This is a genomic window from Streptomyces sp. NPDC059255, from assembly GCF_042752355.1.
Classification (GTDB): Bacteria; Actinomycetota; Actinomycetes; order Streptomycetales; family Streptomycetaceae; genus Streptomyces.
Genome location: NZ_JBHYZP010000001.1, coordinates 122,345 through 133,633, shown reverse-complemented (window position 1 = coordinate 133,633; position 11,289 = coordinate 122,345). Strand labels below are relative to the sequence as shown.

Sequence of the window (11,289 nt, the reverse complement as noted above, 5' to 3'; positions counted from 1 at the left end):
TTCACTCGTTGCAAGGGCCTGTGGCGCAGACTGGTAGCGCACCTCGTTCGCATCGAGGGGGTCAGGGGTTCAAATCCCCTCAGGTCCACAGCAGCTCAAAGCCCCTACCGGGGAAACCCGGTAGGGGCTTTGAGCTGCTGTACAGCAGCGAAGTGCAGCAACTACATCTGATCTTGAGCGTCGAGATGCTTGCCGAGCTTCCGCAGCGCCTTGCGGGTCGCCTCGGACGGGATGTGGGTGTACACCTCCATCGTGACGGCGATCTTGCTGTGCCGGAGGATCTGCATCGCGATGCGCGGATGCACGTCCAGGGCGGCGAGCAGCGAACCGCAGGTGTGCCGGGTGTCGTGCAGCCGGATTCTGCGGACGCCGGCCTTGGCCGACCGGGCGGTGAACTCCCGGTTGAAGTTCCTCGGCTCGATCGGAGTCCCGTACCGAGTCGTGAAGACGAAGTCGGATGCGGTCCACAGCTCACCCGCGGCTTTACGGGCGATCTCCTGAACCTTCCGGCGGAGCCGCAGAGCGGTCACGCAGATTTGAGGGAGAGGAAGCGTGGCCGCCAAGGCATCAGTCTTGGTCTCGGCGTGTACCAACTGGCGATTGATCCGCTGCAACTGGTGCTCCACCATGATCTCGCCCGCGTCCAGGTCCACGTTCTTCCACGTGAGCCCCAGCACTTCGCCCCGACGGAAGCCGAGTACGAGGACGGAACCGCCCAGTATCAGCGCGGTCAGCAGGTCGGACACGTCAGGCTCCCGCCCCGGCCGTGGCAGGCACGGCCCCGGCGGTGAGGGCGGCGGCGCGGTAGGCGATGCCGTGACGCTGCTGCCCGTTGAACACCGACTCCCACGGCCGGGCGATCAGCCCCGGCAGCGACACCGGCATCCCCAGGGCCAGGCCGTCCGTCACTCCGCTCTCGGGAACGGTGACGTGGATGAGCGACGACTCGCCCTCGTCGATGTAGACGACGCCGACCTTCATCAGCGCCTCACCGCTCACCGCGTCCTTGGCGATCTCGCCGGTCTGCCGGTCGCGGACCTTCGGCTCAGGAGTCTCGGTCAGCAGGATCGTCGCGGTGGAGGTCTCCACTCGGATGGAACGCACGGGATGTCTCTCCTCAGGATCAGCCCCGACCCATGGCATCTACTCGTCTATACAAGATGCGCTCTGAATCGGAGAGGTGCGGGAACGCGACCTACTGTGCCACACATCTTGCCCACTCGTCTATATGAGTTGGCCTGTCGGTGTGTACGAGTCCGGCGGCGCGTGCTCTCCCGAGGCTTCGTCAGCATCCCGTGCACTCCCGGTCGTTACGTCGCGGGCAGGTGGTAGTTGAGGACGTACGCGTCGGCGGCCATGACCGTGTCGCACACCTCCACGGCGCGGCCCTTGGTGTCGAACGCGGTACGGATCAGATGGATCACCGGCACACCCGAGGCGAGCCGCAGCAACCTGACCTCCTGCGGTGAGGGCATACGGGCCCGGATCTCTTCCTCGAAGTGGTCGAGGTGGTGGCCGAGTTCTTCGAGCCGGGCGTAGATGCCGCCGGGTCCGGGGTTGGGCTGGGCGATCGGGGTGTCACGGGCCAGGTCGAGCGGGAGGTACGACACGGCGAACTCGACCGGCCGCCCGTCGAGCAGATACCGGCGCCGCCGCGCCAGTACCCGCCGCGGGGCGCCCAGCCGGGCGGACACGTCAGCCGTGGGCCGTTCCTCCTTGACCTCCAGGTTGTCCACCTCCGGGCGGCTGCCGGCCGCGTCGGCCTCCACGATGAACGCCGACTTCCCCTGTTCGCGGTGGCGCCGCGCGAACCGGTCGGAAGCCAGCCGCCGCACCGGCGGACGTGGCCGGACGAAGACGCCCTTGCCGTGCTCGGACGATACGAGCCCTTCGCTCTGGAGCATGGAGAGTGCGTTGCGGACGGTCATCCGGGAGACGCCGAAGTGCTCCACCAGTTCGGATTCCGAGGGCAGCTTGGCCCCCTCGGCGAAGCGCCCCTTGTCGATGGCTTCCCTCAGGTGATCGGCGATCTGCCGGAAGACGGCCCGGTCGCTGGTCGGGTCCAGCGAGCCGAGCAGACCGGAAGCTAGTGCGGCCATGTGTACTCCTTTGGATATCTAGACAAGAGGCTGAGTCCTGTTGCTACGGTGAAGAGCCTAGCCAGCCCCATGGACGAGGAACGCCGAGAGTGACCACAGCCGAACGCCCCCATTCCGTGAGCGTCGCCGGAGTGATCGTGGACGACCACGGTCGCGCCCTGCTGATCAAGCGACGAGACAACGGGCACTGGGAGCCGCCGGGCGGAGTGGTCGAGGCCGGCGAGACCCTTCCCGACGCGTTGCAGCGGGAGGTCCTGGAGGAGACCGGCATCAAGATCGCCCTCCCTGCGACCTTGACCGGCGTTTACAAGAACATGACGGGCCTGATCGTCTCGCTCGTCTTCCGCTGCCGCGCCATCGAGGGGCAGCCCACCACCGGCGACGAGACCAAAGCCCTGCGCTGGGTCGCCCGTGACGAGGTGGCGGAGCTGGCCGACGAGGCGTACGCGATCCGCGTGCAGGACGCCCTTGACGAGGTGTCCCCGCCTGCCGTCCGTGCCCACGACGGCGTGAAACTCGTCTAGCACTACCCAACGGTCCATAGCCGCCCACCAGCGTAAAGGAACTTGTATGCACGAGTATACGAGCGGGGTGCGGGTCTGGGGGCTGACTTGCCCAGGTTTCCGGGAAGAGGTCAGCAGAGCGCGGCGATGGACCCGCGACATCCTCAGCGGCCACCCCAACGCCGACGACATCGCCCTCATCGTCAGCGAGCTGGGCACGAACGCGCTCCTCTACACGGCCAGCGGCACCGAGACCGGCGTCTTCCACATCGCACTCGCCCTCTCCGATCACGTGATCGCCGTCTCCGTCACCGACGCCGGAGGAAGCGACACCACCCCCAAGGCCACCTACGCCGACGACGACGCCCTACGCGGCCGAGGACTGGACATGGTCAGCACCCTCGCCCACAGCGTCTCCATCCACGGCAACGACCAGGGCCACACCGTCACCGCGGAACTCCTCACGAACCATCCCGGAGCCCACCCATGGTGACGCCCACCGAGACGCGCCCCTTACCGGCATGGGCACCGAGGGCCGGCTACTGGTGCGAGGCCAGCGCCCACACACCCGGAGCCCGCACCATCTGGCTCAACTCCCACCCGGCCAACAGCCCCCGCACCGCCCTGCGCTGGCTCCGCAGCCGCGTCCAGGACGTGACCGACCAACTCGACCGACCGTACGCACAGCCGGGCCACCACTGGCTCACCGACGAAGCCGAACACGAACGAGCCCGCACCACCCTGGCCCACGGCGAGACCTACGTACTCACCCTCCACGACGACACCACCCGCTACGTACTCTCCGCCCGCCCCACGGGAGGTACCCGATGACCGAACCGGCACCGATACTCACCCGCGCCTTTCAATGCGCATGCTGGATACGCCGCCCAGCAACGCCCCAGGCCCCAGCCCTCATCGACTCCATCGACATCGAGACCGCCACGCAGGCCATCCGATGGATCAGAGTCGGCGTCCGCACCATCGCCCCATCCCTCGAACCCGACGCCCGCGAACAAGCCTGGGACTGGCTCTCAGCCGACTACCGCAACGACCTCCACACCCTCACCAGCGGCCAGCCATGCACCCTGACCCTCCACGACAGCCGCACCACCATCCAATGGACCGCCCGCCCGGTGACCTACCTCAAACTCGCCACCCGCCAGGGCCTCAACCTCCCAGCCTGCGCAGAGCAGTACATGCAGCCCCAACACCAGCGTGAGTAACAACTTTCTCCACGGTTTCAAGGCGGCTCGCTCCGCTCCCCGCGCGCGGCCCGACCCCCGGCCGGGCCTGCGCTCCTGTCTCCGCCCCGCTCCAGCCCGGCCGACGCCCGTACCGCGCGCACAGCAACCAGCCGCCTGATGCCAGAGAGTGGAACTCATCCCATGCAATTTCAGGAATCCGCGAAGGCGTCTCTGATTCCGCTATAGATAGGATTGATTGCGACGTCAAATGCCGTAAGCTTTCCCCCTTCAATTAGTTTGCGAATCTGAGAGGTGGACGATTCTTCATCGAGTAGCACGCTCTTGTAGTGCGAGAAATCTAGAGCAAGGCCACTCACATCCCACTTCTCAACCTCGCCCCTAATGTCATCCACGCCACACAGGGCCTTTCGCGCCACCCACAAATGGACCTGCATCCGAATATTTCGGTCGCGCGGCAAATCATGCTTCATGCAATACCTTGAAAGAGAAATTGCCGTATGCCAGTGGCCAGACATGACGCTGCGATATACGTCACTCTGCAGCGACGCAAGAAAAGTATCCCGTTCAGCTTTGCGCATCTTGAGGCCGACGGCGACAGAGAGCATTCTCCCGAGAGCAGTAATCTCTTGCAGGAATTCATCCAGGTAACTCTGGCTCACCTCAAGCTTTCGACCTACGGAGACTCCCCAGTCGCGGCGACTGTCGAGATTCTTCAGGGTTCCCAAATAGATCTGATTAACTACGCCATCGGCGTGCACGATGAGGTTGCGCCGGGCAATCCCTTCCCGGATGATGTTCCAGTCGACTGGCAATTGACTCATCGATACGCCACCAGCAGCACGCACCAACCACTTATCCCAGCCGTCGACGCTCTCGTAGAGCAATTTTGCCACCTGTCGCTCCGCCAGAAATTCTTTCGCATCATCCAGTGAGTCAAATTCACCCAGTTGCTGCAAGGTGAAGCCGTGATCAGACTCCTTGAATGCTGCCGAATTTATCTGAAGGATTGATCGGGCCGTGCGCCCAAAAAGAATCTCGAAGCTGGAGACAGTCGACACCAGCAGCGATTTCCTGAGTAGCTGATGCTGCGGTTCGCTTTTCAGAGATTGCGTTAACCGCATGAAGACGTGAGTCATCGCAGCACCCGCGGACCCAGCCATCTTCAATTCGATCGACTTCACCTCGCCCCTCTCGATACCGTCAGCTACCTCCAGGAGGCCATGCCCCATTTCCTTAGCGTACCGGAGAAGTTCTTTCATTTCCTCTTTCGATAGATGCTTGGCCACCTCATCAACCGCTGCAACTTTTCGAACTTCCGCCTTTTGTTCCATTTCAGGAATCACAGTCATATTGATTTCCGCAATCGATGCCACTTGAGAGACGAACTGGTCTGCGGCATCGATCGTCTCGCCCGTCCATCGGCTCACACTTTCTTGCGTATTGACGTTAATTTCCATCACCCTCCTGACTCGCCGGCTGCCCCTCCGAGGCATCTCGATAGAACGCTAGCTCTGGACAGTCCGTCGGCGCTGAGGTTTCTGGCACTGGCCGAGGGCTTGCGCAGCCGACGACAGTGAAGACAGGCGCCATGACGGGGTAACGCAACCCTCGGGCACACGGCCCACGCGCGCCTGCGCGGTCTAAGTAAGACCGTGTCCTATATGGTCTAAAGGGGTGGTCTGCATCGTCCCTTCGGGACGATACCGGCGGTGCCGCGCCCGGCTGGGCCCACGCTGTGACGCCGCCGTGGTTTAGTGCAGCACCGTTCCCGCGCCGTGGCAGCACCGTTTGACGCTTCGCGCCGCGCGGGGCCAAGTCGGGGGCTCCTCCGGACCCCGCCCCCGCCTACGTGAAACCCGGGTGCCGACCGTCGTTGCGGTACAGCAGCGGAGTACCGCGACCACAGCAACCGGCCGCATCCCGTGGTGTCCTTGAGGAGCCCAGCAGAAGCCTGTATGAACGTCGTTGACCGATCTCTGTAGAGCTACGGATCAGATGCTGAACCTCTGTAGCAGGCATCATGAGCCCGTGGGGATCGACGTAGAGCTGCACTCAGCACGGCCGACGCGTAACTGGCGCAAGTCCCGAGCGACGCTGCTGCAGAGTTCGTACGGGCACGGGGACGCGTTGGCCGATGCGATCGGCTCGCTCCGGCTGCTCGGAGTGCCTGGGCGGCTGACCGCCATAGATTCGTACGGAGATGCTCTGATGAACGAGCAGGAGGCTGCCGTTGCCCTCGGTGAGATCCCCGATCTACGGCAATGGTGCACCGATGAGCGTCAGTTCGCCGCCTTAGACGACCTTGCAAGGTTGCTGGAGCAGTGCGCCGGCACTCCAGGCAGCTACCTGTGGTTCCAGGGCGACTGAAGCCCGTGCCCCATCCGTGCCCGATCGAACGGGAACTGACGGGGAGCCAAGGTCACTAGCAGGCACCGCGCATGGTGAAGGCCCCCAACCGATGTTCCTGGTCGGGGGCCGTTCTCCTGCGGTGGGTGTGGGATTTGAACCCACGGTCACATCGCTGCGACGACGGTTTTCAGGACCGATCAGTTTCGCGGAGCCACATAGCCTCTGACCTGCTACTTCGCGGTATCGAGCCTTAACGTTCGCGCCATACTGGCCAGAAGATGGCCGCAGGACTCCGTGGTCTGACAAACCATCGGCGGCGGACACTAGCATCGGTATAGTTAATACTCCTGCCCTCGGCATGCATGCTGAGGGATCGCTAACTCTGTTGGGGCATATAGATTGGCCGACTACGACTTCCGCACCCTCTCGCCTAGCGACTTCGAAATATTGATTCGTGATCTTCTTGAAGCCGAGTATCGCTGGCGCCTGGAAGCGTTCGGGCGTGGTCGCGACGGAGGCATCGACTTACGGGCGAGCACGGCAGTAGGGAAGGTCGTCGTCCAGTGCAAACACTACCTCGGCTCGTCGTTCTCGGACCTTCGCGCGTCGGCACGTCGGGAAGTTCCAAAGATGGACAAAGAGAAGCCCGACCGCTATCTCTTCGTCACATCTCAAGATCTAAACAGGACCCAGAAAGACACTCTTACTGGTGACCTCAAGCCGTGGATTTCTGACACCGCCGATCTACTGACCCAAGCTGACATCAATGCCCTAATCACGCGGCATCCGATAGTAGAGCAACAACATTTCAAGCTTTGGCTCGCCTCGACAACCATTTTGGAACGCATTGTCCAGAGCGGTATCTGGGAGCGCAGCGAGGCGCTGCTTGAGGACATCAGGGATCGAGTGAAGCTGTACGTTCCAACCAACAGCTTTAAAGCAGCACACGAACTACTCGACGATAAGCATGTAGTTGTCCTAACGGGTTCACCCGGAGTCGGCAAGAGCATGCTCGCCGAAATGCTCGCTCTAAGGTACTGGCACGAAGGATGGCAGATCGTATCGGTGGGAACCGACGTTGACGACGCATGGGAGGCATATAAGTCGGGTCGCAAGCAGGTGTTCCTGTATGACGATTTCCTCGGGCAGACGGACCTCAGCGAAAGGCGCGCGAAGGACAGTTCGGTAATACGCCTAATGGACCGCGTGGCGCGGAACCCGGACAAGCGGCTTGTCATGACTACAAGATCGCAAATCCTTCAACAAACTCGACTCATCAGCGAGCCGATCGCTCATGCAGATTTACGAGTTGTCGAGTTCGTAATAAAGATCGCTGACTACGGGGCGATCCAACGAGCCCGCATACTGTACAACCACCTCTACTTTTCTACCCTGTCACGAGAAGTCGTCAGGGAGTACGTAGAGAATTCTTCCTACTGGACAGTCGTTAAGCACAAAAACTTCTCCCCACGGATCCTGGAATTGGTCATCAAGCGGCCTCGCTCGTCGGCGGGTGAACTCGCTCGTACTCTCAATCACACGCTTGACCATCCTCTGGATCTTTGGAGAATAGTCTTTAACAATGGATTGTCGGATCTTGCGCAACGGCTAACGCTTACACTTGCCTCATTTCCTGTTCGTGGCGCCAGCTCCGAGAATCTTAAGGCTTTGGTTAAAAAAGAGGCGAAGCCGACGGAATACACGAGCGCACTTCGAGTACTAGAAGGCACCTTTGTCAGCCTGGAAAAAAGGGATGACGGGGTCATGGTGATCGCGTACGCCAACCCAAGCGTGCGTGACTTCACTCTCGCTTTCCTTGACGAAGAGCCGGACTATCTGATGGCCATCATCCGGGACGCGATGCACCTGACTCAAGTGAGCACGCTCCTGGTGTACGCGGTATCCGAGCTTGACGGTAAGCTCCGCTTCCCGAACTGCGCCGAAACCGTTACTCGCCATGCAAGCTCCATCCTCAGGAAGATGACGGGACTGATCGCCGAAGAAAAAGAGGCCAGCAAATCCGATTCACTCGGACCGGCTAGGATCTATCAGCGAACGATTAAACCCCTTCTCGACTCTCTGCAGCCAGCGCATCGACTGCTGGGGAAATCATTCAATGAGATCCTTGTGGTGGCAATCGAACTTCTTAAGGGCTCAGCCTCAAGATACATGGAGCCGGACGACTGGAAGCCCTTCAATGCGGCCTTGATGATGCGCTACGCAGAAGATCCGGATCATGTTCGAGGTGAGCTGAGATGGGCCTTCGAAAGCTGGGGTGAATTGCTGTACACCCTAGACGACGTGACCGAATTCGAGGATTTCTTTGTATCGTATGGCCCAGTTCTAAAGCAGCACTTCGACCCTAGCGAAAAGTTTTACGAGAGCGTCTGGTCTGGGTTGCGGCAGGAACTGGAAAGTTTGTCCGGCAATGAGCAAGACCGCGATTCTGATCATCAGTGGGTCGACGAAATTGAAGCAACGGCGATTCGAGTCGGCGTAATAGACGACATGAGATCAGGCATCGAGTCTGCCCGAGATTCGATTGAACAACGTTACGCATACGACGAGTATCCCCACCGTCGGCCCCCGTCTGGGATGGGCTACGGATTCCCAGGCGCCTCCGTATCGCCTTCCGAGCGTACTGCGATCGAGGGCATGTTTCGCGAGCTTTCATAGCGCCCGGAGAGCGCAACCGTCTGCCTCGTCGGCATCTTCTGGCGGGCATGGGTCACGGTGGTAATCGCTTCTTACTGCTCGCTGACGGTTATCGGGCTCGTGGCCGTCGCTGTCTTCGGATTGGGCATCTTCATGGCTCTCGTGGAAGCCCTCAGCGGATGCCCCTGCTGAGGTACAGCAACCGGCAGCGCCCCACGCTGCCCCGTGATTTCCAATGACCGATCTCTGTAGAGCTACGGATCAGAAGGTTCTGACATCCATGGCTGACATCAACGACGGCGGACGGGAGCGTACGTCAGCGACTCTTTCCAACCGCCGCACCAGTTGACGACACAAGCAGGAGCAGGCTCGGATCGAACTCCTAACGCGGTGGTCAGCATCGTCCCTTCGGGCCGATACCGGCGGTGCCGCGCCTGGTTCGGGTCCGCGCCGTGATGCCGCCGTGTGTCACTGAACCGCCGTGCCCGCGCTGTGCCGGTGGGTGTGGCGCTTCGCGCCGCGCGGGGCAAGTCGGGGGCTCCTCCGGATCCCGCCCCCGCCTACGGGGAACCTGGGTGCCGGGCGTGGTTGCGGTACAGCAGTGGAGTACCGCAACCTCCGCGATCGTCGTTGGCCGTCAGCGCCTCCGGGTGGCCTGTTCACCAGGCGAGAAGACCTCAGCGACCGCCCTGCCCGTAGTTCGCATCGAGGGGGTCAGGGGTTCAAATCCCCTCAGGTCCACAACATGGCTGTTCTTGAGTTCGCTCGGGAGTGGTCGGCGGAATCCCGCCCGATCGGTTGATCGGGCGGGATTTTTCATGTGCGGGGGGTTGCCCACGGCCGGAGCTTCTCGGGGTTGCGTACTGCCCAGATGTGCGTGATCAGGTCGTCCGTGACCGCGAACGCGGCCACCGTCACCGTGGTGCCCGCGTGTTGGGCGACCAGGCCGGGGCGGCCGTTGACCGAGCGGTTGAGGAGTGTCATGCCGGGTGCCCTGGCGTCGATGTCGAGGATGTAGTGGGCGATTCGCTCGGCGCCCGTGACCGGGTGGAGCGCCGCGCCGGTGCGGCCGCCGCCGTCGACTGTCATTGTGGCGGCGGGGTTGAGCAGGCCGACGAGGGCCGCGATGTCCTTGGCTTCCCAGGCCTGCTTGAAGTCCCGCATGACGCGGGCCTGCTGGGCCGTCGGGGCCGCGGGTGTCCGTGCCGCGCGGACGCGGCGGCGGGCCGATGAGGCCAGTTGTCGGCAGGCCGCCGGGGTGCGGTCGACGATCGCGGCCACTTCGGTGAAGGGGTACCGGAAGACGTCGTGCAGGATGAACGCGACCCGCTCGGCCGGGGTCATCGATTCGAGCACGACGAGAAAGGCCATGTCGACCGACTCGTCCAGGGCGACCCGGTCGGCCGGGTCACCGCCGCCCGCCCGTCCGTTCAGCCACTCCGTACCGCCGGGCAGCGGCTCCGGGATCCATTCGCCCACGTACCTCTCGCGCCGTGCCCGCGCCGAGCCGAGCACGTCCAGGCAGATGCGGCCGGTCACCCTGGTCAGCCAGGCGCCGGGGGAGTCGATGGCCTCCTGTTCCCGCCGGGACATGGCGTACCAGCGGGCGTAGGTCTCCTGTACGGCGTCCTCGGCCTCGGCCAGGGAACCGAGGAACCGGTAGGCGAGATTGATCAGCTGCGGGCGCTCGCTCATGATCGCGCCCGGGCTCGGACCGGGGCGGCCGTGTGCGGGCCCGGATCTGGTGGTCATGGTCGTGATGACTCCCTTGTTCGAGTCTTCCCCCACCATGATCGGCGAGACCCGTGCGAGCGGTGCGGCCGGTGCGCCGTCTCACATTCCCGGTGGCTGTGTCGTCGGAGTGCCGAGAGGCGGGGCCCCGGCCCCGGCTCCTGCCGAGAAGCAGTGTTGAGAAGCTGAGAAGGGGAGGGTTCGCCATGCCCACACGGACGACGGCACAGCAGCACGGTCCGGGGTTCTCGAAGTTCCTGCGCGCCGCGATCGCCCTGCAGACCGTGGCCATATTCTTCCAGGCGGTCACCGCCGGTCTGTTGCTGTCCACGGAGTACGGGGAGACGCTGCACAGTGTCGGCGCCCGCGTGATGTACGCCGCGTCGATGCTGTACGTGCTCGCAGCCGTCCTGGCGTGGCGGCCGGGCGGCGGCTCGCCCAGGCCCGTCCTCCACGCGACCGGGTTCCTGGTGCTCGCGTCGGTGCAGGTGGTCCTCGGTATCGCGCATGTGGCGAGTCTGCACGTGCCCCTGGGCACGCTGATGTTCGGGCTGAGCATCCTTCAGCTGGGCCGGACGCTCGTCGGTCACCGCGTCCGCGCGGATGCCGTCGTGTGACGGCCGGGGGCTTCCGCGGGCGTGCTTCTCGCGGTTGCGTCCGGGACCTCGGCCAGGCGGCCCACAGCTTCCCCCACCTGTGGTGTCGCCGCACCGTGTGGTGAAGGTTGCCGGTGTGGCGGAAGGCGGC

12 protein-coding genes and 1 tRNA gene are annotated in these 11,289 nt (G+C 63.1%); 8 read left to right on the top strand and 5 right to left on the bottom strand.

Annotated elements, in window-relative coordinates; all coding sequences use genetic code 11:
• Positions 1–14: 14 nt before the first annotated feature.
• Positions 15–88, top strand: a tRNA-Ala gene (locus ACFXKG_RS00605).
• A gap of 73 nt (positions 89–161) precedes the next feature.
• Here ACFXKG_RS00605 and ACFXKG_RS00600 read toward each other — a convergent pair.
• The 3 genes from ACFXKG_RS00600 to ACFXKG_RS00590 form a co-directional block, all read right to left on the bottom strand.
• The gene (locus ACFXKG_RS00600; protein ID WP_384830047.1) at positions 162–746 is read right to left on the bottom strand and encodes a site-specific integrase; all 585 of its coding nucleotides are present in this window, start codon (positions 744–746) and stop codon (positions 162–164) included.
• Position 747: 1 nt separating this feature from the next.
• A complete protein-coding gene (locus tag ACFXKG_RS00595) occupies positions 748–1,104 on the bottom strand; it encodes a hypothetical protein (protein WP_384830044.1) in 357 nt (118 codons plus the stop codon).
• A gap of 206 nt (positions 1,105–1,310) precedes the next feature.
• Complete coding sequence (locus ACFXKG_RS00590; protein WP_384830041.1) at positions 1,311–2,099, bottom strand: GntR family transcriptional regulator; 789 nt, start codon at positions 2,097–2,099, stop codon at positions 1,311–1,313.
• A gap of 116 nt (positions 2,100–2,215) precedes the next feature.
• Between ACFXKG_RS00590 and ACFXKG_RS00585 the strand changes: the two genes are divergently transcribed.
• From ACFXKG_RS00585 to ACFXKG_RS00570, 4 genes are read left to right on the top strand one after another with little or no spacing between them, the layout of a single operon-like run.
• The gene (locus tag ACFXKG_RS00585) at positions 2,216–2,623 is read left to right on the top strand and encodes an NUDIX hydrolase (protein WP_384831689.1); all 408 of its coding nucleotides are present in this window, start codon (positions 2,216–2,218) and stop codon (positions 2,621–2,623) included.
• 46 nt (positions 2,624–2,669) lie between these two features.
• On the top strand, positions 2,670–3,095 hold the full coding sequence (locus tag ACFXKG_RS00580) for an ATP-binding protein (protein WP_384830038.1): 426 nt from the start codon (positions 2,670–2,672) through the stop codon (positions 3,093–3,095).
• Positions 3,089–3,433, top strand: coding sequence for a hypothetical protein (locus ACFXKG_RS00575; RefSeq protein ID WP_384830035.1), 345 nt, complete (start codon positions 3,089–3,091; stop codon positions 3,431–3,433). Before ACFXKG_RS00580 ends, ACFXKG_RS00575 begins: the two co-directional genes overlap by 7 nt.
• Positions 3,430–3,825, top strand: coding sequence for a hypothetical protein (locus tag ACFXKG_RS00570; protein ID WP_384830033.1), 396 nt, complete (start codon positions 3,430–3,432; stop codon positions 3,823–3,825). Before ACFXKG_RS00575 ends, ACFXKG_RS00570 begins: the two co-directional genes overlap by 4 nt.
• A 170-nt stretch (positions 3,826–3,995) precedes the next feature.
• Here the strand turns inward: ACFXKG_RS00570 and ACFXKG_RS00565 are convergent, their stop codons facing one another.
• Entirely contained in the window at positions 3,996–5,264 is a 1,269-nt protein-coding gene (locus tag ACFXKG_RS00565; protein ID WP_384830030.1) for a hypothetical protein, read from the bottom strand.
• Positions 5,265–5,835: 571 nt separating this feature from the next.
• On the opposite strand from ACFXKG_RS00565, the gene ACFXKG_RS00560 reads away from it, so the two are divergent.
• Positions 5,836–6,174: a hypothetical protein gene (locus ACFXKG_RS00560; protein WP_384830027.1), complete on the top strand. Its 339-nt coding sequence runs from the start codon at positions 5,836–5,838 to the stop codon at positions 6,172–6,174.
• 381 nt (positions 6,175–6,555) lie between these two features.
• Positions 6,556–8,832: a restriction endonuclease gene (locus ACFXKG_RS00555; protein ID WP_384830024.1), complete on the top strand. Its 2,277-nt coding sequence runs from the start codon at positions 6,556–6,558 to the stop codon at positions 8,830–8,832.
• Between the two features lie 795 nt (positions 8,833–9,627).
• Here the strand turns inward: ACFXKG_RS00555 and sigJ are convergent.
• Positions 9,628–10,563, bottom strand: coding sequence for an RNA polymerase sigma factor SigJ (gene sigJ, locus ACFXKG_RS00550; RefSeq protein ID WP_384830021.1), 936 nt, complete (start codon positions 10,561–10,563; stop codon positions 9,628–9,630).
• Between the two features lie 185 nt (positions 10,564–10,748).
• Here sigJ and ACFXKG_RS00545 point away from each other — a divergent pair, with 185 nt between their 5' ends.
• Entirely contained in the window at positions 10,749–11,159 is a 411-nt protein-coding gene (locus tag ACFXKG_RS00545; protein ID WP_384830018.1) for a hypothetical protein, read from the top strand.
• Positions 11,160–11,289 lie beyond the last annotated feature (130 nt).

What these genes read in the sequence shown, in the direction of transcription:
- ACFXKG_RS00590 (WP_384830041.1), bottom strand. Translation starts at nt 2,099, where the DNA reads ATGGCCGCACTAGCTTCCGGTCTGCTCGGCTCGCTGGACCCGACCAGC.
- ACFXKG_RS00580 (WP_384830038.1), top strand. Translation starts at nt 2,670, where the DNA reads ATGCACGAGTATACGAGCGGGGTGCGGGTCTGGGGGCTGACTTGCCCA.
- ACFXKG_RS00575 (WP_384830035.1), top strand. Translation starts at nt 3,089, where the DNA reads ATGGTGACGCCCACCGAGACGCGCCCCTTACCGGCATGGGCACCGAGG.
- ACFXKG_RS00570 (WP_384830033.1), top strand. Translation starts at nt 3,430, where the DNA reads ATGACCGAACCGGCACCGATACTCACCCGCGCCTTTCAATGCGCATGC.
- ACFXKG_RS00565 (WP_384830030.1), bottom strand. Translation starts at nt 5,264, where the DNA reads ATGGAAATTAACGTCAATACGCAAGAAAGTGTGAGCCGATGGACGGGC.
- sigJ (WP_384830021.1), bottom strand. Translation starts at nt 10,563, where the DNA reads ATGACCACCAGATCCGGGCCCGCACACGGCCGCCCCGGTCCGAGCCCG.
- ACFXKG_RS00545 (WP_384830018.1), top strand. Translation starts at nt 10,749, where the DNA reads ATGCCCACACGGACGACGGCACAGCAGCACGGTCCGGGGTTCTCGAAG.